The 21,347-nt window shown below is 64.6% G+C and carries 24 protein-coding genes, 1 tRNA gene and 1 riboswitch; of the genes, 10 read left to right on the forward strand and 15 right to left on the reverse strand.

Annotated elements, in window-relative coordinates; translation table 11 throughout:
- Positions 1 to 296 precede the first annotated feature (296 nt).
- The 3 genes from lexA to PKKP23_RS14445 are packed head-to-tail and all read left to right on the forward strand — an operon-like array spanning position 297 to position 2,023.
- Complete coding sequence (gene lexA, locus PKKP23_RS14435; protein ID WP_026121834.1) at positions 297 to 947, forward strand: transcriptional repressor LexA; 651 nt, start codon at positions 297 to 299, stop codon at positions 945 to 947.
- Between the two features lie 27 nt (positions 948 to 974).
- Complete coding sequence (locus PKKP23_RS14440; RefSeq protein WP_126877377.1) at positions 975 to 1,325, forward strand: hypothetical protein; 351 nt, start codon at positions 975 to 977, stop codon at positions 1,323 to 1,325.
- A gap of 56 nt (positions 1,326 to 1,381) precedes the next feature.
- Positions 1,382 to 2,023 carry a DUF2939 domain-containing protein gene (locus tag PKKP23_RS14445; protein WP_240659014.1) on the forward strand — a complete coding sequence of 214 codons (642 nt, stop codon included), beginning with the start codon at positions 1,382 to 1,384 and terminating at the stop codon, positions 2,021 to 2,023.
- A 45-nt stretch (positions 2,024 to 2,068) separates the two neighbouring features.
- Here PKKP23_RS14445 and PKKP23_RS14450 read toward each other — a convergent pair whose 3' ends face one another.
- Positions 2,069 to 2,539, reverse strand: a complete 471-nt coding sequence (locus PKKP23_RS14450) for a universal stress protein (RefSeq protein ID WP_126877379.1) — start codon at positions 2,537 to 2,539, stop codon at positions 2,069 to 2,071.
- A gap of 297 nt (positions 2,540 to 2,836) precedes the next feature.
- Between PKKP23_RS14450 and nodI the strand changes: the two genes are divergently transcribed.
- Together nodI and PKKP23_RS14460 are read left to right on the forward strand one after the other, a co-directional pair.
- Positions 2,837 to 3,748 carry a nodulation factor ABC transporter ATP-binding protein NodI gene (gene nodI, locus PKKP23_RS14455; protein ID WP_161978108.1) on the forward strand — a complete coding sequence of 304 codons (912 nt, stop codon included), beginning with the start codon at positions 2,837 to 2,839 and terminating at the stop codon, positions 3,746 to 3,748.
- A 27-nt stretch (positions 3,749 to 3,775) separates the two neighbouring features.
- Complete coding sequence (locus PKKP23_RS14460; RefSeq protein WP_017776718.1) at positions 3,776 to 4,603, forward strand: ABC transporter permease; 828 nt, start codon at positions 3,776 to 3,778, stop codon at positions 4,601 to 4,603.
- A 105-nt stretch (positions 4,604 to 4,708) separates the two neighbouring features.
- Here the strand turns inward: PKKP23_RS14460 and PKKP23_RS14465 are convergent, their stop codons facing one another.
- From PKKP23_RS14465 to PKKP23_RS14480, 4 genes are all read right to left on the reverse strand, one after another.
- Complete coding sequence (locus PKKP23_RS14465; RefSeq protein ID WP_017776717.1) at positions 4,709 to 5,131, reverse strand: hypothetical protein; 423 nt, start codon at positions 5,129 to 5,131, stop codon at positions 4,709 to 4,711.
- A gap of 149 nt (positions 5,132 to 5,280) precedes the next feature.
- Positions 5,281 to 6,339 (reverse strand): permease, encoded by a 1,059-nt coding sequence (locus PKKP23_RS14470; RefSeq protein WP_126877380.1) that lies wholly within the window; start codon positions 6,337 to 6,339, stop codon positions 5,281 to 5,283.
- A gap of 134 nt (positions 6,340 to 6,473) precedes the next feature.
- Positions 6,474 to 7,586 carry a tRNA 2-selenouridine(34) synthase MnmH gene (mnmH, locus tag PKKP23_RS14475; protein WP_126877381.1) on the reverse strand — a complete coding sequence of 371 codons (1,113 nt, stop codon included), beginning with the start codon at positions 7,584 to 7,586 and terminating at the stop codon, positions 6,474 to 6,476.
- Between the two features lie 142 nt (positions 7,587 to 7,728).
- The gene (locus PKKP23_RS14480; RefSeq protein WP_126877382.1) at positions 7,729 to 8,781 is read right to left on the reverse strand and encodes an NADP(H)-dependent aldo-keto reductase; all 1,053 of its coding nucleotides are present in this window, start codon (positions 8,779 to 8,781) and stop codon (positions 7,729 to 7,731) included.
- A 321-nt stretch (positions 8,782 to 9,102) separates the two neighbouring features.
- Here PKKP23_RS14480 and PKKP23_RS14485 point away from each other — a divergent pair, with 321 nt between their 5' ends.
- Complete coding sequence (locus PKKP23_RS14485; RefSeq protein WP_126877383.1) at positions 9,103 to 10,530, forward strand: MFS transporter; 1,428 nt, start codon at positions 9,103 to 9,105, stop codon at positions 10,528 to 10,530.
- 40 nt (positions 10,531 to 10,570) lie between these two features.
- Here PKKP23_RS14485 and PKKP23_RS14490 read toward each other — a convergent pair whose 3' ends face one another.
- Positions 10,571 to 11,461 (reverse strand): amino acid ABC transporter substrate-binding protein, encoded by an 891-nt coding sequence (locus tag PKKP23_RS14490; RefSeq protein WP_126877423.1) that lies wholly within the window; start codon positions 11,459 to 11,461, stop codon positions 10,571 to 10,573.
- Between the two features lie 353 nt (positions 11,462 to 11,814).
- On the opposite strand from PKKP23_RS14490, the gene PKKP23_RS14495 reads away from it, so the two are divergent.
- A complete protein-coding gene (locus PKKP23_RS14495) occupies positions 11,815 to 12,756 on the forward strand; it encodes a class I SAM-dependent methyltransferase (protein ID WP_126877384.1) in 942 nt (313 codons plus the stop codon).
- Between the two features lie 66 nt (positions 12,757 to 12,822).
- Here PKKP23_RS14495 and PKKP23_RS14500 read toward each other — a convergent pair.
- A tRNA-His gene (locus PKKP23_RS14500) sits at positions 12,823 to 12,898 on the reverse strand.
- 85 nt (positions 12,899 to 12,983) lie between these two features.
- On the reverse strand, positions 12,984 to 13,985 hold the full coding sequence (gene dusA, locus PKKP23_RS14505) for a tRNA dihydrouridine(20/20a) synthase DusA (protein ID WP_126877385.1): 1,002 nt from the start codon (positions 13,983 to 13,985) through the stop codon (positions 12,984 to 12,986).
- 442 nt (positions 13,986 to 14,427) lie between these two features.
- On the opposite strand from dusA, the gene PKKP23_RS14510 reads away from it, so the two are divergent.
- Positions 14,428 to 14,706: a hypothetical protein gene (locus PKKP23_RS14510; RefSeq protein ID WP_017776657.1), complete on the forward strand. Its 279-nt coding sequence runs from the start codon at positions 14,428 to 14,430 to the stop codon at positions 14,704 to 14,706.
- Between the two features lie 189 nt (positions 14,707 to 14,895).
- On the opposite strand, the gene PKKP23_RS14515 is transcribed toward PKKP23_RS14510, so the two are convergent.
- The 3 genes from PKKP23_RS14515 to PKKP23_RS14525 all read right to left on the reverse strand — a co-directional run bounded on the left by PKKP23_RS14515 (position 14,896) and on the right by PKKP23_RS14525 (position 16,393).
- On the reverse strand, positions 14,896 to 15,141 hold the full coding sequence (locus PKKP23_RS14515) for a DUF6566 family protein (RefSeq protein WP_126877386.1): 246 nt from the start codon (positions 15,139 to 15,141) through the stop codon (positions 14,896 to 14,898).
- Between the two features lie 140 nt (positions 15,142 to 15,281).
- Positions 15,282 to 15,479, reverse strand: coding sequence for a hypothetical protein (locus PKKP23_RS14520; protein ID WP_126877387.1), 198 nt, complete (start codon positions 15,477 to 15,479; stop codon positions 15,282 to 15,284).
- A 104-nt stretch (positions 15,480 to 15,583) separates the two neighbouring features.
- Positions 15,584 to 16,393, reverse strand: coding sequence for a spherulation-specific family 4 protein (locus tag PKKP23_RS14525; protein WP_126877388.1), 810 nt, complete (start codon positions 16,391 to 16,393; stop codon positions 15,584 to 15,586).
- A 77-nt stretch (positions 16,394 to 16,470) separates the two neighbouring features.
- Positions 16,471 to 16,552: riboswitch (cyclic di-GMP riboswitch) on the reverse strand.
- 211 nt (positions 16,553 to 16,763) lie between these two features.
- Here PKKP23_RS14525 and PKKP23_RS14530 point away from each other — a divergent pair.
- Positions 16,764 to 17,045 carry a hypothetical protein gene (locus PKKP23_RS14530; protein WP_126877389.1) on the forward strand — a complete coding sequence of 94 codons (282 nt, stop codon included), beginning with the start codon at positions 16,764 to 16,766 and terminating at the stop codon, positions 17,043 to 17,045.
- 15 nt (positions 17,046 to 17,060) lie between these two features.
- Here PKKP23_RS14530 and PKKP23_RS14535 read toward each other — a convergent pair whose 3' ends face one another.
- The 4 genes from PKKP23_RS14535 to ssuD all read right to left on the reverse strand — a co-directional run bounded on the left by PKKP23_RS14535 (position 17,061) and on the right by ssuD (position 20,463).
- Positions 17,061 to 17,276, reverse strand: a complete 216-nt coding sequence (locus PKKP23_RS14535; RefSeq protein WP_126877390.1) for a TOBE domain-containing protein — start codon at positions 17,274 to 17,276, stop codon at positions 17,061 to 17,063.
- 79 nt (positions 17,277 to 17,355) lie between these two features.
- Positions 17,356 to 18,384: an ATP-binding cassette domain-containing protein gene (locus tag PKKP23_RS14540; RefSeq protein WP_126877391.1), complete on the reverse strand. Its 1,029-nt coding sequence runs from the start codon at positions 18,382 to 18,384 to the stop codon at positions 17,356 to 17,358.
- Positions 18,381 to 19,244 carry an aliphatic sulfonate ABC transporter permease SsuC gene (ssuC, locus tag PKKP23_RS14545; RefSeq protein WP_126877392.1) on the reverse strand — a complete coding sequence of 288 codons (864 nt, stop codon included), beginning with the start codon at positions 19,242 to 19,244 and terminating at the stop codon, positions 18,381 to 18,383. The genes PKKP23_RS14540 and ssuC overlap by 4 nt, the downstream gene beginning before the upstream one ends.
- 61 nt (positions 19,245 to 19,305) lie before the next feature.
- On the reverse strand, positions 19,306 to 20,463 hold the full coding sequence (gene ssuD, locus PKKP23_RS14550) for an FMNH2-dependent alkanesulfonate monooxygenase (RefSeq protein ID WP_017776649.1): 1,158 nt from the start codon (positions 20,461 to 20,463) through the stop codon (positions 19,306 to 19,308).
- 398 nt (positions 20,464 to 20,861) lie between these two features.
- On the opposite strand from ssuD, the gene PKKP23_RS14555 reads away from it, so the two are divergent.
- Positions 20,862 to 21,290 carry a hypothetical protein gene (locus tag PKKP23_RS14555; protein WP_017776648.1) on the forward strand — a complete coding sequence of 143 codons (429 nt, stop codon included), beginning with the start codon at positions 20,862 to 20,864 and terminating at the stop codon, positions 21,288 to 21,290.
- Positions 21,291 to 21,347: the final 57 nt, after the last annotated feature.

The following is a 21,347-nucleotide window of genomic DNA, read 5'->3' on the forward strand; positions in this document are numbered from 1 at the left end:
TCTGCGCTTGTGTCGTGTCGTGGCGTGGCGGCCCGTGCGTTGCGTGGCCGGCGCTTCGAAGTGATGCGAACCAGTCTAATGAGACCCCTTCATGATTAAAAATAATCCTTCTTCATTTTTTAATACGGAAAAGTGGTAACGACGGCGGGATGGGGCGCTCCGGCGTTTTTTCGGCTGCGATAACGGCGCAATCCGGCGTTGCGGCGAAGGCTCGCCGCGCGAACTTCAAGTAACGCTTGAAAAGTGCCGGATACTGTATAAAAATACAGTCACCTGTCTATCCATACAGTGGCGCCATGACCAAACTCACCGCACGACAGCAGCAGGTTTTCGATCTGATTCGCCGGGCCATCGAGCGCACGGGGTTCCCGCCCACGCGCGCTGAAATCGCCGCAGAACTCGGGTTCAGCTCGGCCAACTCGGCGGAGGAGCATCTGCGGGCACTGGCGCGCAAAGGGGTGATCGAACTGGCGGCGGGTGCGTCGCGCGGCATTCGCCTGCTGCCGGGCGTCGACGACATGCCGCATCAGTTCACGTTGCCGCACTCCAGCCTCATGCAGCTTTCGCTACCGCTCATCGGGCGTGTGGCGGCGGGCAGCCCGATCCTCGCGCAGGAACATATTTCGCAGCACTACGCCTGCGATCCCGCACTCTTTTCGAGCAAGCCGGACTACCTGTTGAAAGTGCGCGGGCTTTCCATGCGCGACGCGGGCATCTTCGACGGCGATCTGCTCGCTGTGCAAAAACGCACCGAGGCAAAAGACGGCCAGATCATCGTGGCGCGGCTGGGCGACGACGTTACGGTGAAGCGCCTGAAGCGCCGGCCGAACGGCATCGAGCTGATCGCCGAGAACCCGGACTACGAAAACATCTTTGTGGAAGCCGGCAGTGCAGATTTCGCACTGGAAGGCATTGCGGTCGGCCTGATCCGCCCGACCGAATTCTGAACATCTGAACGCCGCCTGGAGAGATTCATGGAACGTCTTGCCCGCCTGCTGCCCTTCCGCCAGTTCGGCCGCCTTCGTCACCTGCGCACGTTGGTGCCGTGCATTCCGGCCGCGTCCGCTGCTTCCGCTATCGAAGCGGCAGCGGCACCGCGTACCGCGCCGCTCTTCGGCAACGAAGCGGAGTCGCTGCCGGCCTTGCCATCGGCACAACCGGCGTTCGCCCGTGTCTCGCTCAACGCCGGTGTACACAGTGAGCCCGCGCGCCGTGCCCCTGTGCGCGTCTATCACGGACCTTCGCGGCTCATCATGGTGGGAACGTTCGAGGCCGTGTGCCGCATGATCGACCATTGCATCGCCGAACAGGGCGCGGGCGCGTGAACGAGCCGGCAAAGCACGCTACGCGGCGACTCGTCGTCGCGGCCGTCGTGTTGCTCATGGTGGCAGTGCTGGGCTATGCCTATGCGTCGCCCTACATCGTGCTCGATCGGCTCAAGCGTGCCGCGGACGCGCGCGACGCCGAGACGGTGAATGCCTATGTCGACTATCCGGCGCTGCGCGTGAGTCTCAAACAGCAGGTCACCGAACTGCTGATGCGGCGCATCGACGCGCAAAAGCACGGCAACCCGTTCGCCGTGATCGGCGCGCTGATCGGTGCTTCGCTGATCGGTCCGCTGGTGGATGCGTACGCCACACCCGATGGCGTCGCGGCCATTCTCAATGGCATGCCGCCGCGCGGGCAGCCTGGCGAGCGGCCACCGCCGGCGGGTACATCGGGCGGCACGCCGAACCCTGAGGCCGGCAGCACCGCATCAACCGCGCCCTCTACTGGCCAGACGCCCGCTGCGCCTGCCACTCCGCAAGCGCCTAACCAGGCACCCGCCCAGGCACCTGCCCAAGCACCTACCCAGGCGCAAACGCCCCCTCCTCAGCCACCGCAGACCACCGCGGGATACCGCAGCCTCAACGAGTTCGTTGTGACCTACCAGCACGGCGTCGGCGACACCCGGTATGCCGCCATCCTGCGTCGCGATGGCCTTTTCTCGTGGAAGCTGTCCGCCGTGGATCTGAATGGGTAAACCGTCTGGCTCCGCGCGGTCAACGGCTCCTGCCCTGCGCCCCGGCTAGGCGGCCGCAGCCTCCTGCTTCTCCTCGGCAGAAGACGAACAGGCAACGAGAATGCTGCACGACACACGATCCAGCAGCTGAGTGTTGCCCGCTCCCATCCACCAACGCGACAGGCCCGTGCGGCACCGGTGCCCCACTACGACCAGGTCGGCCTGCAATTCATTGGCCAGATTCGCGATCTCGTCGATAGGGTGCCCAAAAGCGAAATGGCCCTGTGCCTTCACGCCGTGCTCGGTCAGCCAGTCCACGCCCTCCTGGAGTATTTGCCGCGCGGTCTCTTCGAAGCGGCCGCAGGCCACGTCGGTCAAGAGTCCCGCACTCTGGGCAATGCTGGAACGCATGTCGACCACTGAAAGCAGATGGGTCTCCGCTTTCAGGTCCAGTGCCAGTTCGGCGCCGCATCGCAGCGCCTTGCGGCCTTCGCGCGAGCCGTCGTAGCACAGCAGGATTTTCTTGTAGCTCGCCATGATGTTTCTCCGATCCGCCTTCCCTGCGGTTTGAACGTACTTTCATCATGGTGCGCCGCAATTCCGGTTGCAAGGGCTGGAAAACGCCAGGTGTGCGCAACCCTCCCCAGCCTGCCCGTGGCCATTTTCAGCGCCATGCCGCAGCGCGGAAATGCTTGCCGCGACAGGCGTTGCGGGTCAAACACAAATGCAGCGATGCACTAGAATAGGCCGCCTTGCCTCCCTCCTGCCCGCATCCGGACCGCGCCGTGCATTGCGTGACCGGTGCGGTTTCCTGGTACACGAACACGAATCGCCATGTCCGCCGCCATCGAATTCGAACAGGTAGAAAAACGCTACGGCGAGAAGAAGGTAGTCGACGGTCTGTCGTTCCATGTCCGTCCCGGTGAGTGCTTCGGGCTGCTCGGCCCCAACGGCGCGGGCAAGACCACTACGTTGAAGATGCTGCTCGGCATCTCGTCGCCCAACGCCGGCGCGATTCGCCTGTGCGGAGAGCCGGTACCCTCGCGCGCACGCTTTGCCCGCGCGCGGGTCGGCGTGGTGCCGCAGTTCGACAATCTCGATCCCGACTTCACCGTGCGCGAGAATCTGCTCGTGTTTGGCCGCTATTTCGGTTTATCCGCCGCGCACACGCGTGCGCTCGTGCCCACGCTGCTCGAATTCGCGCGGCTCGAAAGCAAGGCCGACGCCCGCGTGAACGAACTCTCGGGCGGCATGCGCCGGCGGCTTACCCTCGCGCGGGCGCTCGTCAACGATCCCGACGTGCTCATCATGGACGAGCCCACCACCGGCCTTGATCCTCAGGCGCGTCATCTGATCTGGGAGCGGCTACGCTCGTTGCTCGCACGCGGCAAGACGATTCTGCTCACCACGCACTTCATGGAAGAAGCCGAGCGACTCTGCGACCGTCTGTGCGTGATCGAGGAAGGCCGCAAGATTGCCGAGGGCGCGCCCAACGATCTGATCCAGTCGGAGATCGGCTGCGACGTGATCGAGATTTATGGTCCCGACCCGGCGGCTCTGCGCGACGAACTCGCGCCGCTCGCCACGCGCACGGAGATCAGCGGCGAAACGCTCTTCTGCTATGTGACCGACCCGCAAGCCGCGCTCGAGCGGATCAAGAACCGGCCGCAGTTGCGTTATCTGCACCGGCCGGCCAATCTCGAAGACGTGTTCCTGCGCCTCACGGGGCGCGAGATGCAGGACTGAACGAACGCGACCAACCAACGGCACGACATGGACGCACGCACCTACGACACACCCGGCCAGCCCGCCCCCATGCGAGAACGCATTGCGGCGCTGCCCTCCAACGCCACGAACTGGATCGCCGTGTGGCGGCGCAATTACCTCGTCTGGCAGAAGCTCGCGCTGGCCTCGATGTTCGGCAACCTGGCCGATCCGATGATCTATCTGTTCGGGCTGGGCTTCGGGCTCGGCCTGATGGTGGGGCACGTGGACGGCGTCTCGTACATCGCGTTCCTCGCAGCCGGCACGGTGGGATCGAGCGTGATGATGTCGGCGAGCTTCGAGTCGATGTACTCGAGCTTCTCGCGCATGCACGTGCAGCGCACGTGGGAAGCGATCATGCACACGCCGCTCACGCTCGGCGACGTCGTACTCGGCGAGATTGTGTGGGCCGCGAGCAAGGCGCTGCTCTCCGGCACGGCCATCATGATCGTGGCCGCGGCGCTCGGCTACGCGAGCTTTCCGTCGATGCTGCTCGCGCTGCCCGTCATTGCCCTCGCCGGCCTTGCGTTTGCAAGCCTCGCGATGATCGTGACGGCCCTCGCGCCTTCGTACGACTTCTTCATGTTCTATCAGACGCTGGTGCTCACGCCGATGCTGCTGCTTTCCGGCGTGTTCTTCCCCATCACGCAGTTGCCCGCAGCGGCGCAGCAGGTGACGCTGCTGCTGCCGCTCGCGCACGCAGTCGCGCTGGTGCGGCCTGCCATGCTCGGCCGGCCGGTGGAAAACGCGGCGTTGCACGTGGGTGTGCTGGCCGCTTACGTGGTGGTGACGTTTGCGATATCGGCGGTGTTGTTCCGCCGGCGCATGATGCGCTAGACGATGCGATGGGCGTTACCGCGTGCGCAATGCCATCGGTCAAGAGCCATCGATCGAAGCAGAGACGCCACTACCGTAACGGCGTCTCTCTTTTCAGCAAGACATTCAGTCCTCGTCGTCGCTCCAGGGAATCTCGACGTCGGTAATGAAGGCGACCGTCGCGAACGGTCCGCCGTCCTGACGGCCCATCTTGCCATCCGCGCGATGCCATTCCACGCGAAACACGGTGGCCGCCGTATCGGCGAGCAGACGCACCGCGCGCAGTTCCTCAGGATCCGTTTCCTCGACCGGACCGTCGAGCGATACCAACAGTTGTTGCGGCCACAAGCCGTTCGCGGGATCGTAAATGCGATCGCCGTCCGGCACCGACGTGTGCGCTTCCACGCCGATCGTCGCCGATGCCTCCACGATCATCTTGCCGAGCGCGCGCAGCACCGCTGTCGCGCGTGCCGAATTGGCCTGGCGGATCGCCAGATCGCCGCGCGTGAGCGCCTGTTCGAGTTTCGGATTCGTTTTCTGTTGCGCCATTCTGAGCCCCCGGTTCCTTTGCTTCTGCCACGCGCCCTCGCGGCGCGCGGCGGGTGGCGCGCATGCAGCCAGTCATGTACGCCGCATATCCCACCGTTGTTGCATGCTACACCGCTTCACCGGCCCGGTGGCCGGCACGTCGGCCGCGGTTAGAAGCCGAGCCCTGTCGCGATGAGGCCAGCCGCGATGCCGAACAGCACCACGGTCAGCGCGACGATTGCGAGCACTCGGGGGCGGAACGAACGCGCCAGCATCGCAAGCGACGGCACGCTCACGGGCGGCAGCGTCATCAGCAGCGCGCCGGCCGGCCCCACACCCATGCCGAGCGACAGCATGGCCTGAATGATCGGTACCTCACCCGCCGTCGGAATCACGAACAGCATGCCGGCCACTGCGAAAGCAACGATCCAGCCGAGGCCGTTGCCGATCTCCGGACCGATGTGCGGAAAGAGCCATGCACGCACGGCGCCCAGCACCAGCACCAGCACGATGTATTCGGGCACGAGGCGCACGGCCATGCGGCCGAGCACGCGCAGCCATCGCGCAAACATATTGCCTTCGGCCTGCTGCATCACGAGCCGGGCCAGTTGTTCGTCGGCTGAGCGCGATTCCTGCGGCGTCACGAGCCGGTTCAGGAACCAGCCGAGTCCGAATACGAGCGCCACGCCGAGCACGAGGCGCAGTGCCGTCCAGTGCCAGCCCAGCACGAAGCCCATGAAAACCAGCGTCGCCGGATTGAGCACCGAATTGCCGAGCCAGAACGCGATAGCGCCGCCCGGCGACGCCTGACGCGCGCGCAGACCGGCCACCACGGGCGCGGCACAGCAGGTGCACATCATGCCGGGGATAGCGAGCAAGCCGCCCGCCGCCACGCTGCCGAAGCCGTTGCGGCCCAGCATGCGCGCCACCCACTGCGCCGGCACGAGTGCCTGCACGGCGGAGCCAAGCAGCAGACCGAGCACCATGGCTTGCCAGATGGCCTTGCCGTAGGCCCAGGCGTAGTCGAGCGCAGCCTGCAGCGTCGGCGCGGGCGGGCTCGCAGCCGTGCCCATCAGGATCGACTTGCCGATGGAATGCGTCTCCGCCGCTGTGAACGCGCGGTGGTAGTACGGGAACCACTTCACGTAGAAAAGGCCCGCGACGGCAATCAGCAAAAAGAGCATCCATCCCATTGCGGGTGGCGCTGGCGTGTGGCGTGTGGTGTTCATCGGTATCGTCGTTGGGTGATTCGGATTGAAAACTCGGGGCGCTTCAATTGCCTGTACTACTTGCGCTGCTTGTGTTGCCTTGTACCGCGCGCGCCTCGCAATTCTATGGACAAGCTACGCGGCCTGCCCGTACTTCAGGGCTGCGCAGCCGGATGATGCGCACGCTCCTGCGAGGCATCATCGGACGCAGCACCTTCGTGGCCGCCCAGCCGGTCGAGCAGCGCTCTCGCCTGCGCGACGCTGTCGGCGGCATTGGGCCGGAACTCGAAACAGAGCGCGTGCGCGAGGTTGCCGAAATGCTGCAGGCTGCTGCGCCGGTACGCCGGATCGTAGTGCCGTTCGATCAGCTCGCCGAATAGCTCGGCGCGCGCGCCGCTGTCGATCAGTTCGTGCCAGTGCCGCACCTGCTCGTGGCTATGCAGCCCCACGAGCTTGCCGAGCTGCGTCTTGAACTGCTCCGGCGCGTCGAACAGGTGCGCGTAGTCCTGCAGCAGGAACGCGACGCGGTCCTCGCGTGTTGCCTGCACTTCGATGCAGGTGCCGCCGTGGATGCCGCGCAGCAGGTTCTCGGGCAGCGAGACGGTGCCGATGCGCCGGCTCTCGGCTTCGACGAACACGGGCTGGCTCGCATCGAAGCGCTCGAGCGTACCGGCAAGCGAGGTCTCGAAGGCCTTCTGCGACGGCTGCGGCTGGCCCGGCAGCGCGCCGAGCAACGAGCCGCGGTGACACGCGAGCTGCTCGAGATCCAGCACCTGCGCGCCCGCGAGCCGCAACGCCTGCAGCAGGCGCGTCTTGCCGCTGCCCGTGTGGCCCGTGAGCGCCACGTACCGGTAGCGGCCCGGCAGCACTTCGAGCTGGTCCAGCACGTGGCGTCGCCACGTTTTATAACCGCCTTCGAGCTGACGCGCCTTCCAGCCGATCATGTTGAACCACGTCGTCATGGAGCCCGAACGCTTGCCGCCGCGCCAGCAGTAGATGAGCGGGCGCCAGTTGCGCGGCCGGTCCGCGAAGATCGTGTCCAGATGCATGGCAATGTTGCGCGCGACCATCGCGGCGCCGACGCGCGTGGCGTCGAACGGCGAGACCTGCTTGTACATCGTGCCGACGATCACCCGCTCCTCGTTGCTGAGCACGGGCGCGTTCGTGGCACCGGGAATGTGGTCCTCGGCGAATTCGAGCGGCGTGCGTACGTCGACGATCTCGTCGAAGTCACCGAGCTGGTCCAGGGTCGCAAGCAGGTTCTTCAATTTGGCCTTACCGGAAACGGGGCGCCACCCGTGCCGGCCACCGTCGGCGTGCGACGACGCCCGGCGCCGGGAGCGCAAGCCTCGAATTATCGCACGCGACCCGGCAGCGGCCTGGCCCTCCCCGGCGGCCCTGCCCTCGGGCTTACGGCGCGGGATTCGGCTGCGCTTCGTGCAGCGCGTCGATTTCGGCCAGCACCTCGGGCGAGAGCCGCACGTCCGCGCTCGCAATGTTTTCCTTCAACTGATCGAGCGACGTCGCGCCGATCAGGTTGCTCGTCACGAACGGCCGGCTGTTGACGAAGGCTAGCGCCAGTTGCGCCGGCGAAAGACCGTGGCGCCTCGCGAGCGCAACGTAGCGGCTCGTCGCCTCCACGGCCTGCGGCTTGCTGTAGCGCTGAAAACGCTCGAACAGCGTGATGCGCGCGCCCGCGGGCCGCGCGCCGCCTTCGTATTTGCCCGAGAGCCAGCCGAACGCGAGCGGCGAGTATGCGAGTAGGCCCACGCCCTCGCGATGACTGAACTCCGAAAGCCCCGCTTCGAAGGTGCGGTTGAGCAGGCTGTACGGGTTCTGAATGCTCACGATGCGCGGCAGCCCCAGTTTTTCGGCCGCGCGCAGAAACTGGGCGATGCCCCACGGCGTTTCGTTCGACACGCCGATGTGGCGCACCTTGCCCGCCTTCACGAAGTCCGCGAGCACGGCGAGCGTTTCTTCGATGGGCACCGTGTAGGCGTCGTCGATCCACGGATAGGCGGCACGCCCGAAAGTCATCGTGCTGCGATCCGGCCAGTGCAGCTGGTAGAGATCGACGTAATCGGTCTTCAGGCGCGCGAGGCTGCCGTCCAGCGCCTCGGTCAGGTTCTTGCGGTCGAACTGGTTGGTTTCGCCGCGAATGTAGCGCGGGTTGTGCGGCTGGCGCGCGGGACCGGCCATCTTGGTGGCAAGCACGATGCGCTCGCGCGCGGCCGGATGTTTCTCGAGCCACGTGCCGATATAGCGCTCCGTAAGACCCTGCGTCTCGGCGCGCGGCGGCACCGGATACATTTCGGCTGTATCGATCAACGTCACGCCGTGATCAAGCGCGTAATCGATCTGGGCATGCGCCTCGCTTTCGGTATTCTGCTGGCCCCACGTCATCGTGCCGAGGCCGATCAGGCTCACCTTTACATCCGAATCGCCGAGTTTGCGGTATTCCATTGCAGTGTCCTGTGGGTAGGTTGTGCGTTGATTTATGGGTGGGCCGTGTGCCGGATCCGCAGATCGACCGCGCAGCCGGTGCGGGCGGCAAAAACGCAAAACGTACCATAGCGACGCGATTTCTTCAGCGTGGCTACAATGGCGATCCGGCGCGGCATGTCGCTCGCTTAGCACTGTTTCATTTGCGACGCGCGACGTTTTTTCAAACGGATTTCAGACGCTTTTCGATTACGTCGCAATTCAGTTTCAATCAGTCTCAAGCAGGCCGGTTTTCCACAGTCAATCCATTTAGCCTCGCGCTGCGTTCCTCGCTTGCCACCCATGTCAGGTTCCTCGTCTACCGCCCTTCGCGCACCGGAATCGCCATTGATCGTGTTCCTCGTCGCAGGCGCGTTCTTCATGGAGAACCTCGACGGCACCATCATCGCGACCGCCCTTCCGCAGATGGCGCGCTCGTTCGGCGTGCATCCCGTCGATCTTTCCATCGGCATCACCTCGTATCTGCTCACGCTCGCCGTGTTCATTCCGATCAGCGGGTGGACCGCCGACCGCTTCGGCGTGCGCCGCGTCTTCACGGCCGCGCTTGCGGTGTTCACCGCGGCCTCCGTGGTGTGCGGCATGACCGACGGCCTCGTCAGCTTCACGGCGGCGCGCATCGTGCAAGGCATCGGCGGCGCGATGATGGTGCCCGTCGGTCGGCTCGCGGTGCTGCGCGCCACGCCGAAGGACGACCTCATGCGCGCCATCTCCATCATCACGTGGCCGGGGCTCGTCGCACCCGTGATCGGGCCGCCGCTGGGCGGGCTCATCACCACGTATTCGTCGTGGCGCTGGATCTTTTACCTGAACCTGCCGCTCGGTTTGATCGGCATGGTGCTCGCGTGGCGTTTCATCGACGGTCGCGACGACGATACCGAGCGTCGCCCCTTCGATAGCCTCGGCTTCGTACTGTCCGGTGTCTGCTGCACGGCGCTCATGTACGCGATGGAGCTGATTGGCCGCAGCGATGCACCGTGGCGCGAAGCGCTCGCGTTCTTTGCCGCGAGCGTGGCGACCGGTGTCGCGGCGTTCTTCCACTTGCGGCGCTGCCCGCATCCCGTCGTCGATCTGAGCGCATTGCGCGTGCGCACCTTCGCGGTGGCGATGGGCGGCGGCTCGCTCTTTCGCATCTCGATCAGCACGGTGCCGTTTCTGCTGCCGCTGATGTTCCAGCTTGGATTCGGGCTCAACGCCTTCGAATCCGGACTGCTGACGCTTGCAGTGTTCGCCGGCAATCTGTCGATGAAGGTGGTCACCACGCCCGTGATGCGGCGCTACGGCTTTCGTTCGGTGCTGCTCGTGAACGGCGCGCTCGCCGCGCTCTCGCTCGCCGCCATGAGCCTTTTGACGCCGACCACGCCGTATGTGTGGGTCGTCACGCTGCTGTTTTTCTCGGGCCTTGCACGCTCGCTGCAATTCACGGCGATCAACACACTGAGTTTCGCCGACGTGCCGAAAACGCAGATGAGCGCCGCCTCCACCTTCGCCAGCACGCTCAGCCAGATGACGATGGGCATGGGCGTGGCCGTGGGCGCCATTGCCATGCGCGTTGCTGCGTGGCTGCATGGACATCCCGCGCAGTCGGTCACGCCCGCGGACTTCAGTCTCGCGTTCGTGCTCGTTTCGCTGGTGGGATTTGCCGCGCTCTACGACGTGTTCGGATTGGCGCGACATGCCGGCGCCGAGGTAAGCGGACACGCAAAGCGGTAGGACGCGGGCACCCTGGCTATTGCACCGTCTATTCCACCGTCTATTGCACCGGCTGGTCGCTGCGGACCGTGAGGTTGCGCTTTAGCGCTGCGCTCATCGGCATGTCGAGATTGGCGCCGCGCGGTGGGATCGGGGACTCGAACCACTTCGTATAGAGCCGCGCGAACTCGCCGCTTTTCATCAAGCGCGTGAGCGTGCCGTCAACGAGCCGTTTGAACGCGGGATCATCCTTGCGCACCATGCAGGCGTACGGTTCCACCTGCAACGCTTCTCCGGCAACCACCCAGGTATCCGGCTCGCCCGTGTTCGCACGCATGCCGTAAAGCAGAACGTCGTCCAGCGCGAGCGCGGCCGCGCGGCCGTCCGCAACGGTTTTCAGCGCTTCGCCGTAATCTTTTGCCAGCACGCCTTCGGCGTCGATGTGCTGCGTATCGAGCTGGCGACGCAGCACCTTCTCGTTGGTACTCCCCGCGACCGTGACGACCGTCTTGCGCGCAAGATCGACGTAGCCACCAATATGCGAGGCGCGCTTCGCCATCAGACGCGTTCCCGCGTAGAAAAAGTTGATGGAGAAAGCGACATCTTTGCCACGCGCCGCCGTGTTGGTGGTCGATCCGCATTCGAGGTCGTAGGTGCCGTTGACGAGCAGCGGAATCCGGTTTTGGCCAGTGACGGGAATGTATCGGGTACGAAGATCCGGACGCTTGAGCGTGCGGCGAACGTCGTCAACGATCGCCTCGGTGATGTCCACCGAGAAACCGACCGCTTTATGCGGCGTGAGCAGATAGCTGAAGGGCACTGCGGATTCGCGTGAGGAAACGACGATCTCGTTCGATCGAGCGATCTTGTCCAGGGTTTGCGCGTGAGCGGCTGTGAACGCTGTGTGCGCAACAAGCAGCGCGGCAAGCGCCGCGAATGGCCGATTGATCATGGTGTCTCCCCTGTTTGTGGTGTGGTGGCTGCGGGTGTGCGAGTGCGTGTTTTTGTGTGCCCGTGCAGCGCTTTTTTTGTGCTTGCTGAAATTCAATATAGGCGGCGTCGGAGCGGCGCAATTGATGCAGATCAGGGGTGCCGACCCTATGTGGGGTTTTGTTTTTTCGTCTGCACAGAAGGCCTCACGAGTCTTTATCTCATCACGAAAAGCTTGAATCTCCATGCACTCAAGCGTGGGGCATGGAGCCGATCAAATTCGACCGATTCAAACAGCATAAATAGGTAACTTCTGGAAAGATTCACGAAATCACGGCTTATTATTGGCGCACCGCCAGCCGAGAGGAGCGTCACGTGAAGGATCGCCTCAAGAGCCTGATGAATCGTTTCGCCCATCGCGAAGAAGTCGTCACCGTTCCGGAGCCCGTCGCAAAAGAAGAGACGGGCATGATCTTCACGATCGAGGAACTCGACCGGAAGATGGCCGAGTGCCATGCTGCTGCAGCCATTTCCGACGCCGCCATGCGCCGTGCCTTTACGACCTTCAGGATGGCGCCCACCGGAACCGATCTCGACCCGTTCGGCAAGGAGTACGCAAACCAGCAGATGGCCCTTTACGAGGGCATCGCGGGCAAGCCGTATCGGTTGCAGAACGAGGCATACCCGCACGATATCGCCCAGCTCGACAAGCCATTTCCCTACAGCACCGGCGCGCCCGAAGTCATTGGCGGCCAGTATCTGGCGATCGGCTCGCTTATCCGGCGTCTTCATGTCAGCGCGCCCGCTCGCATCGTCGAGTTCGGCGCGGGATGGGGCAACATGGCGCTCGCTCTCGCGCAGTCCGGATACGAGGTGACAGCAGTCGACATCGAGAAAGGTTTCACGGACCTGATCCGGCGACGCGCGACGCAGATGGACCTTCCGGTCCGAACGATCAACGCCGACTTCATGTGGGCGGAAACTGCCGCGGAGCGCTTCGACGCCGTCGTCTTCTTCGAGTGCTTCCACCATTGCGCGGATCATCCGCGGCTTCTGCGCGCGCTCCATCGAATCGTCCGACCCGAGGGGCGCGTGTATTTCGTCGGGGAGCCTATTGAAGACAGGCTACCGATGCCATGGGGCGTTCGCCTCGACGGCGAATCTCTCTGGGCAATCCGGCAACACGGGTGGCTGGAGCTTGGATTCCAGGAAACCTACTTCCGCGAAATCTTGCGGCGCACCGGCTGGAACGTCGTACGGTACGCCTCGACGGAGTACGCCGCCGCACATGTTTGGGTGGCTACGGCTATTCGGTGACCGGCTGATGTGGGTGCTGCTGGACGGGGACTTACGAGGGCAGGCGTGAAAGCCTTGGCGGTGTTTTGGGGTGGCTGATGGGACTCGAACCCACGACAACAGGAATCACAATCCTGGACTCTACCAACTGAGCTACAGCCACCACTGCTACAACTTTTGGCTTGCCTTGAATGGCTCGCCGACGAAGAAGCGAGATTATACAAACACCTTCTGCGTTTGCCTAGCCCTTATTCAAACATTTCGGCGTCTTCTCGCAGATACTGTCGCGCCTCGTCGAAGATCGCGAGATCACGGGCAGCAAGCTTGCGGCTGTCCGACAGCACACGACGCCAGCCTCGTGCGCCTGCCACGCCGCGGTACAAGCCAAGCGCGTGGCGCGTCATCGCGCCGAGGTAGGTACCGCGCGCGAGTTCGGTTGCACAGTATTCGACGAGCCTCGCCTCCACCTCCGCGCGGCTCGGCGCTGCGGCAGTCGAGCCGTAGAAACGCGCATCGACGTCCGCGAGCACATACGGGTTGTGATACGCCTCGCGCCCGAGCATCACGCCGTCTACGTGCTCCAGGTGCATCGCCACTTCGTCGAGCGTCTTGATCCCACCGTTGATGACGATCTCGAGTTGCGGAAAGTCGCGCTTCAACTGGTACGCGTACTCGTACTTCAGCGGCGGAATCTCGCGATTCTCCTTTGGGCTCAATCCTTTAAGGATCGCGTTGCGCGCGTGCACGATGAAAACGTTGCAGCCGGCCTCGGCCACCGTGCCCACGAAATCGCGTACGAAGCCATATTCCTCGACGGCGTCCACGCCGATCCGATGCTTCACCGTGACGGGCACCGACACTACGTCGCGCATCGCCTTCACGCAGTCCGCGACGAGCTGCGGCTCGTTCATCAGGCACGCGCCGAACGCGCCGCGCTGCACCCGCTCGGACGGGCAGCCGCAGTTGAGGTTGATCTCGTCGTAGCCCCACTGCTCGCCGAGCCGCGCCGCGCGCGCGAGGTCGTCCGGTTCGCTGCCGCCCAGTTGCAACGCGACGGGCGCCTCCTCGGGCGTAAAGGCCAGATGGCGAGCAACGTCGCCATGGATCAGCGCGCCCGTCGTCACCATCTCGGTATAGAGCCACGTGTGGCGCGACACGAAACGGTGGAAGGCGCGGCAATGGCGATCGGTCCAATCCATCATCGGCGCCACGCTGACGCGGCGAGGACTGGGGGAACGGGAAAGAGACATGGAAAAAGCAGATGGACAGCGGGTAAACCGGCGGGCCGCACAACCCGGCTGCACAACCGGGCTGCAAACCGGACCGCACGACACTAATCAGCCCGTAATTCTACCGCAAGCCGCGCAGGCGACTTCCCGGCGCCAAGATCTGTCACTTTCGCCGCACAACGGCGCTCGACACGGATTGCCGCACTGCAAAACCCCTCTCCCAGTATGTAATCCGCCTGCGTCAAAAAACGCAGTTTTTGGGGTTGAATCACCGGAAACGCATGCTGGCATTGGTCTCCAGCATTGTTTCCCGGTCTAGAACAGTAAATTCGGATTATCGTGATTATTTTCCAATAGTAGGTGTTTACACTGAGCATCGCTGACGTAGCTCACGGGCACTACCGCACCACCCTCGGCGCCGCGTCATTCCGAAATGCAGTTGAACCTGATTGGAGTTGACACCATGAAGACCAAGACCCTCGCCGCCCTGCTCGTTGCAGCCTCCGCCTCCATCGCCGCTCCGGCTTTCGCCAGCGGTTACGGCCCCGCCCCGTACTACAGCCCGGCCGTCGGCGCGCCGGCTTCGCAGCAAGGCCAGAACAGCCAGACGCTGGCAGCGGAAGCCGCGCAAGCGCGCTCGAACGAAACCGCCTACGGCGGCGTATCGAGCACTTCGTCGCAAGCCGGTAGCGCCCGCTCGCTGGAACGCGGTCCGCAATCGGTCTACTTCGGCGCGCACTAATCGCCGTCGGGCCGCCGCTCAAAGCGTCCCCATCTTGATCGAGCTACCCGCGAACCGGGCGCCATAAGCGCCCGATCCGCGGACACACGAAAAGGGCTGCTCGCGCAGATCGCGCGGCAGCCCTTTTCCCTTGCTGACGTTATCGCAAGCGCGCAATCCCTTTCTTTCCGTACACCCCGCGCCCACCTCTCAATCCTTAACGAGTTCCCGGTCGATCACGGTGCGCGCCGTCTCGAGCCCGGCCTCGGCGGCCGCGCGTTCGGTCGGCCACAGCCGGTCGATGTGTACGAGCCGCCAGTCGAGCGCGACGGCGCCGTCTTTCAGCACGCGAAAATGCGCTTTTACGCCTGTCATGACCTGCTCGACCGCTACCTCGATGTCGTGATTCCGGTAGCGCTCCGCGTAATCGCCCATGTCGATGCCCTTGGGCTCCATGTTCGCCTCCTTCGTGACGAAGGCGCGGCGTGGCGCAGGGCTGGCCTCCCCCTACTCGCCGCGCAGGCACGAAATCGCCCGCACGACGTTCGAACACGCCGTGAGGCGCACCGCATACACGCCTCGATGACGAACGACCGTCAGTCGCAGTCGCCGGACAGGTACTTGCGGCCGTCGCAGGTGATGTGGACGCGATCGGCGCCGGCGCCTGTCGCAAGGCCGGCGCCCACCAGTTCCTGGGTCAGATCCGGGGACAGCACAGGCGGCGCCTGCTCGCTGGCTGTATCGTTCAACTGCCGCAGGGCTTCGATCGCTTCGAGACTCAATGACTTCGACATGGCCGTCTCCGTCGTGGTGCCGAAATTCATGCTAGCACTTCCCACGACGTGTGGCGGCGTATAGAGCGGCGGCGACGCCTGGTGTTCGACCGCTCTGTACAAATTCAATGGACCGCGAGCGCGTCCTGCGTTTCCTCACTCCAGTACCTGGGCAACCCGTTGTACGGATCAGGCAGCGTCTTCGAGGTCAGATAGACCGAGCCCGCGCCCCGTGCCGACGCCTGCGCGGTAAACGCCGCGACCTGCCCCGCATTGACGGCGTACACGATGTGCGCGAACCGCGCCTTCGGATAGCCGGTCTGCCACGCCTGCGGTGTGTATCGGACATACCGCTTCGCGCTGTCTTCGAATACGACGAGTTGATCGGCCACAGGCAGGCTCGCGTAGATTTCCGGCACGTTGGTGCCCGGGTTGCCGGTCACGGCGTACGCAGCCGAGAGGCCCTTGATGTAGTTGTAGACCGACTGGTAGTACTGAATGTGCGACATCACGCTGTCGGCCGTCATCTCGTCGATGAAGAAGCCGTCCAGCTTGTAGAACGACACGTAGGCATTGATGTCCTTCACGACCGCCGAGAGCGACCGTTTGCCGTACACGGTGGACACGTAGCCGATCACCTTGCCGCCCGCCGCGTGCACGTTGGCAATCGCCGTCGTGTAACCGGTGTCCACCGACTTTCCTGGCCCGCTGTCGGGATTGAGGATCACGGTGGTCGGTACCGTGCGGGCGGTGGTGGCCAGCGTGTGCCAGCCGGTGAGACCGGAGCCGTACGTAGCGAAGTACGCGGGCACGAGGAGCGCTTCGGCGCGTGCCGCAACGGGCGCCGCCAGCACAGCGGCAGCCATCACCGCTGCCCGGAGCCAGTTGGCTGCCGTGGCCCTGCTGGTTGCGCGGCGTCCCAAAGATGCATTCATGTCGTGCCTCCTGATAACGGTGGCTCCAGCGGTTGCCGGAACGCGCCCATCGTTCGGCCCGCCGCCGACGGCAGCCGGCGGGCAACTGGCTGACTTCCAGGAATGGAAGTCCCTCTAGCTTTGCGTCGCCGGATCGCTCCGGTTTTGCCCTTTATTGACCCGTCCGCGAATTTACGGCACGCGACCTGGAACCTTTAATTCGTGCAAGCCCCAGGCGACAAGGGGAGACGTGCCAACGCCCATAAACGCGCGAAGGCAGCGGCACGCTACGTGCGGCATGCCGGAAGAACGGACGCCTCGCCGATTCAAACGGCCGGTTCGACCGCAGAATGCGCGCGAAGCGTCCGATGCCGAAACGGAGACACGCGAGATGGACAGGAAAGCGCTTTCAGGAGAACAACGGGTGCTCGCCGTCGCAGCGATGGCGATGATCGGGACCCTGCCGGCAACGGCACATGCCCAGGCGACACCCCAAGCGCCGGTGCACCCGCCAGCCGTCGGTCGCCCGGCGTCGATGGTGAAGCCGCCGCAGGCGGCCTCCGACGCCGTGAACGCCGATAACCCCGACAACATGCCGGTCAAGCGTCCGCGCAAACCGGTCAACGAGGGTATGGCGCGCGAGCCGCCCGCGAGCGGCGGAACCCCAAAGTAGCGGCGGAGCGGGCGCTCAGAGGCGCGCGAGAGAAACTTCGGTGGACTTGACGAGCGCCACCACTTCGGCGCCCACCTTCAGGTCGAGTTCGTCGACGGAGCGCGTCGTGATGACGGACGTCACGATGCCGAAGAGCGTATCGACGTCGACTTCGGAGACAACCGGTCCGCGAATGATCTCGCGAATCTTGCCTCTGAACTGGTTGCGCACGTTGATGGCGGAAATGCTCATGTGGGATGGCTCCGTGGAGAGAGGGTGTGTGCCGTGCCGATATTCGGCATCCTGACTATTCAGACTTCGTATTCCGGTTTCAGACAGCCCACCGCACTTCATGAAGCCGCACACTCGCCCGCAAGCCGAATGCGCTGTGCGGCCCTGTTGGCTCCGAATCGCCTAGCTGCGTCTTCAGCACACGCTGCAGCACGTAATCTTCGAGCTCCGCGAAACGCGCCGAGGCTCGCACGCGCGGTCGTTCAAGCGACACCGGCTGATCGAGCGCGATACGGCCGTCTTCGACGAGCAGAATCCGGTCGCCCAGCGCAACGGCTTCGTGTACGTCGTGCGTGACGAGCAGCGCCGTGAAACGGTGCTCGCGCCACAGCCGTTCGATCAGTGCGTGCATCTCGATGCGGGTGAGCGCGTCGAGCGCGCCGAGCGGTTCGTCGAGCAACAGCAGACTCGGCCGATGCACGAGCGCACGCGCAAGCGCCACGCGCTGACGCTGGCCACCCGAGAGTTGCGCGGGCCAGTCGTCGGCACGCGCAAGCAGCCCTACCTCCGCCAGCACTGCGCGCGCATTCTCGCGAGCACTGCGCGGCAGACCCAGCATCACGTTCTGCAGCACGGTTTTCCAGGGCAGAAGCCGCGCATCCTGGAACATGATCCGCGTGTCGAGCGGCGCGCCGTGCGCCGCGCGCTTCACGAGCGAGCCGCCCTGCGGCGTTTCGAGTTCCGCGACGAGCCGCAGCAACGTCGATTTTCCGCAGCCGCTGCGGCCGACGATCGCCACGAAGCTGCCTCGCTCGATGGAAAGATCGAAGCCGTCGAGCACGGTGCGCTCGCCGTAGCGCTTCATCACACCGCGCAGTTCGACGGAGTAGTCGGCGGGGGCGTCGGGCGTCGCTACGTCGGGCGTCCCTATGCTGTCGCGCGCAACCCAGCTTCGCTGTAACGTCTCACGGGCGCCATCCTGATGCTGCCTCTGCGCACGCAAGCCCTCGCGCTCTAACGCCACAGCACGCGATACCTCGCCATCCTGCTCGCGCGGCTGCGCCAACTCCGCTTCCAGGTCGCTGCCCGTAATGCCGCCGAAGTTCGCCGCTAATGTCGTGGCGTTCATGTCTTGCTGCCTCCCTGGTAAGCCGGATGCCAGCGCAGCGCCACGCGTTCGATGCCCTTCGCGAGCAGATCCGCCAGCTTGCCGAGCCCGGCATAAAGCAGGATGCCGACCACCACCACATCGGTTTGCAGAAACTCGCGTGCGTTCATCGTCATATACCCGATGCCCGATTGGGCCGAAATCGTTTCCGCGACGATGAGCGTGACCCACATGAGCCCGAACGCGAAGCGCACACCCACGAGAATCGACGGCAACGCGCCCGGCAGGATCACGTCGCGGTACAGCGCGAAGCCCTTCACGCCGTAGCTGCGCGCCATCTCCACGAGATTCGCGTCCACCGACCGGATGCCATGAAACGTGTTCACGTACACGGGGAAGAACACCCCGAGCGCAACCAGAAACACCTTCGCCTCCTCCTCGATGCCGAACCAGAGGATCACGAGTGGAATCATTGCGAGCGCGGGAATGTTGCGGATCATCTGCACGGTGGAGTCGAGCGCGACTTCCACGGGCTTGAAGAGCCCTGTCGCGAGACCGAGCGCAAGGCCAATGCCGCCGCCGATGGCGAAGCCCGACAGCGCGCGCCACGTGCTCACCTTGACGTCGGCCCACATTTCGCCCGACTGAACGAGCGACCACGCCGCCTTCACTACCGCGAGCGGCTCCGGCAGCACGCGCGTGGAAAGCACGCCGCTGCGCGCCGCCAACTCCCACGCCAGCAGCACGGCGAATGGCACGATCCACGGCGCGAGATGCGCGCCGGCCTTCGTGAGCGCTGCCCGCACGGCGTACCCGGACTGAATGCCGCCAGCGGCTCGATGGTGGCGCGGCGGCCCACTTGTGACTGCGGACTGCGTCATGTGAACGTCCTCCTTGCTTCGTGCAATGCGCCCAACAGGCGAGCCAACTCAGCCGCGCGGCTCAACTCTGGCTCGCGCGCGGCGGATAGTGGTTGCCCACCACCTCGCCGAACGGTCCCGACAGCGGGCCGCCCGTCTTCGCACGCGCGCGCCCCGGCAAGAGCGGAAAGACGAGCTCCGCGAAGCGATACGACTCTTCGAGATGCGGATAACCGGAGAGGATGAACGTCTCGATACCGAGGTCCGCGTACTCGCGCATGCGCGCAGCCACTTGCTCCGGACTCCCGACGAGTGCCGTTCCCGCGCCGCCGCGCACGAGCCCAACGCCCGCCCACAGGTTCGGATAGATCTCGAGATCCTCGCGGCTACCGCGCTTGCCGCCATGCAGCGCCGCCATGCGCCGCTGCCCTTCCGAATCCATCTTCGCGAACGCGGCCTGCGCACGCGCCACGGTCTCGTCGTCGAGACGGCTGATGAGACGGTCCGCGGCGGCCCACGCTTCGTCTTCGGTCTCGCGCACGATCACATGCAGCCGGATGCCGAAGCGAATCTCGCGCCCATGTGCCGCGGCACGCGCGCGAATGTCCGCGATCTTTTTCGCGACGGCCTCAGGCGGCTCGCCCCACGTGAGGTAGGTATCGATGTGCGCGCCGGCCATCTCGTGCGCGGCCGGCGACGAACCGCCGAACCACAGCTGCGGATGCGGCTGCTGCACCGGCGGATACAGCAGCTTGCCGCCCTTCGAGCGCAGATGCGTGCCGATGAAGTCGATGGACTCGCCACGATGCGAGGCTTCGAGCAGCCCGCGCCAGATGTGCAGAAACTCGTCGGTGATTTCGTAGCGCGTGTCGTGATCGACGAACACGCCGTCGCCTTCCAGTTCCACCGCATCGCCGCCCGTCACCACGTTGATGATGAGACGCCCGTTCGAGAGACGGTCGAAGGTCGCAGCCATGCGTGCGGCGAGCCCCGGCGACGAAATCCCGGGACGAATCGCCACGAGAAACTTGAGCCGCTTCGTTGCGGCAATGAGGCTCGATGCAACGACCCACGCGTCTTCGCACGAGCGTCCCGTGGGCAGCAGCACGCCTTCGTAGCCGAGCGTGTCGGCGGCCGCCGCAATCTGCTGGAAGTACGGCAGATCCGCAGCGCGTGCGCCTTCGGAGGTGCCCAGATAGCGCGTGTCGCCGTGCGTGGGAATGAACCAGAACACATTCATGCGTTGCTCCTGCTTGTTCGAAACGAAAGGGACGAGGCAGGCAGGATCGGCAACAGCAAGGTCATCGCGACAGCTTCCCCGAAAAACGTGCGCAAGCGCCGTGGAACGGCGGCTTGCCGGTGGCGGCGTTGCCGCCTGCATGGGAAAGCAGTCTATGGACGCGGTCTCTCCTTTTGAACGATTTTTTTGAGCTTAGGTTTTCCGCTTTCGTGATTAGCCTGATGCCCGGGCATACAACGCGGCATATTGCGAGACCTGCGGCGCGCGGAACGTTCCGCGGCTACGAAGCGGCGTATCCGGGCGCACAGGGCAAAAGCAGTGCGCCGATATAATGGCGCACATTCGGGTTCGCGCCTGTAGCGTCCAGGGCGCGCCGCACCCTTTCAGGCAGCTCGCGCATGCAAAAATTCATTCTGCCGTTCATGTCCGGCTTTCTGGCTTCGCTGTTCTTTCACGAGTCGACGCTCGCACTGTTGCACGCAGCGGGACTGATCGACGCCACAGGCTTTTCCACGGCGCCCTTCGTGCCGCTCGGGCTACCCGACTTTCTTGCCAATGCCATCTGGAGCGCCGTGTGGGCCGTGCTGATGGCCTGGCTTTTGCGCGTGTCGCCCGCCCGCCCCGCGCCCTGGGTGCCGGCATTCATGTTCGGCGGCATCGTGCTCACGGCCGCCGCCGTCTTCGTGGTCGATCCCATTCGCGGCATCTGGCCGAGCGGCAACATGCTGCCGCGCCTTGCCATGGGCTTCGCGGCCAATGCGATGTGGGGCTGGGGCGCGCTGGTGTTCATGCGCGCTTTCATGAGCGACGCGGGCGGCGACGAATAGCGTCTGGTTCGAATACGCCGGTCGCGCCCGTACCCGTCCGAAGATTGCAGCTAACGC

This window comes from Paraburkholderia kururiensis JCM 10599 = LMG 19447 (genome assembly GCF_003986935.1).
In the GTDB taxonomy this organism is placed as follows: domain Bacteria; phylum Pseudomonadota; class Gammaproteobacteria; order Burkholderiales; family Burkholderiaceae; genus Paraburkholderia; species Paraburkholderia kururiensis.

Excerpts from the sequence above, each read along its gene's own strand:
- lexA (WP_026121834.1), top strand. The coding sequence starts at position 297 with ATGACCAAACTCACCGCACGACAGCAGCAGGTTTTCGATCTGATTCGC.
- PKKP23_RS14440 (WP_126877377.1), top strand. The coding sequence starts at position 975 with ATGGAACGTCTTGCCCGCCTGCTGCCCTTCCGCCAGTTCGGCCGCCTT.
- PKKP23_RS14445 (WP_240659014.1), top strand. The coding sequence starts at position 1,382 with ATGGTGGCAGTGCTGGGCTATGCCTATGCGTCGCCCTACATCGTGCTC.
- PKKP23_RS14450 (WP_126877379.1), bottom strand. The coding sequence starts at position 2,539 with ATGGCGAGCTACAAGAAAATCCTGCTGTGCTACGACGGCTCGCGCGAA.
- nodI (WP_161978108.1), top strand. The coding sequence starts at position 2,837 with ATGTCCGCCGCCATCGAATTCGAACAGGTAGAAAAACGCTACGGCGAG.
- PKKP23_RS14460 (WP_017776718.1), top strand. The coding sequence starts at position 3,776 with ATGGACGCACGCACCTACGACACACCCGGCCAGCCCGCCCCCATGCGA.
- PKKP23_RS14465 (WP_017776717.1), bottom strand. The coding sequence starts at position 5,131 with ATGGCGCAACAGAAAACGAATCCGAAACTCGAACAGGCGCTCACGCGC.
- PKKP23_RS14470 (WP_126877380.1), bottom strand. The coding sequence starts at position 6,339 with ATGAACACCACACGCCACACGCCAGCGCCACCCGCAATGGGATGGATG.
- PKKP23_RS14480 (WP_126877382.1), bottom strand. The coding sequence starts at position 8,781 with ATGGAATACCGCAAACTCGGCGATTCGGATGTAAAGGTGAGCCTGATC.
- PKKP23_RS14485 (WP_126877383.1), top strand. The coding sequence starts at position 9,103 with ATGTCAGGTTCCTCGTCTACCGCCCTTCGCGCACCGGAATCGCCATTG.
- PKKP23_RS14490 (WP_126877423.1), bottom strand. The coding sequence starts at position 11,461 with ATGATCAATCGGCCATTCGCGGCGCTTGCCGCGCTGCTTGTTGCGCAC.
- dusA (WP_126877385.1), bottom strand. The coding sequence starts at position 13,985 with ATGTCTCTTTCCCGTTCCCCCAGTCCTCGCCGCGTCAGCGTGGCGCCG.
- PKKP23_RS14510 (WP_017776657.1), top strand. The coding sequence starts at position 14,428 with ATGAAGACCAAGACCCTCGCCGCCCTGCTCGTTGCAGCCTCCGCCTCC.
- PKKP23_RS14515 (WP_126877386.1), bottom strand. The coding sequence starts at position 15,141 with ATGGAGCCCAAGGGCATCGACATGGGCGATTACGCGGAGCGCTACCGG.
- PKKP23_RS14520 (WP_126877387.1), bottom strand. The coding sequence starts at position 15,479 with ATGTCGAAGTCATTGAGTCTCGAAGCGATCGAAGCCCTGCGGCAGTTG.
- PKKP23_RS14525 (WP_126877388.1), bottom strand. The coding sequence starts at position 16,393 with ATGAATGCATCTTTGGGACGCCGCGCAACCAGCAGGGCCACGGCAGCC.
- PKKP23_RS14530 (WP_126877389.1), top strand. The coding sequence starts at position 16,764 with ATGGACAGGAAAGCGCTTTCAGGAGAACAACGGGTGCTCGCCGTCGCA.
- PKKP23_RS14535 (WP_126877390.1), bottom strand. The coding sequence starts at position 17,276 with ATGAGCATTTCCGCCATCAACGTGCGCAACCAGTTCAGAGGCAAGATT.
- PKKP23_RS14540 (WP_126877391.1), bottom strand. The coding sequence starts at position 18,384 with ATGAACGCCACGACATTAGCGGCGAACTTCGGCGGCATTACGGGCAGC.
- ssuC (WP_126877392.1), bottom strand. The coding sequence starts at position 19,244 with ATGACGCAGTCCGCAGTCACAAGTGGGCCGCCGCGCCACCATCGAGCC.
- ssuD (WP_017776649.1), bottom strand. The coding sequence starts at position 20,463 with ATGAATGTGTTCTGGTTCATTCCCACGCACGGCGACACGCGCTATCTG.
- PKKP23_RS14555 (WP_017776648.1), top strand. The coding sequence starts at position 20,862 with ATGCAAAAATTCATTCTGCCGTTCATGTCCGGCTTTCTGGCTTCGCTG.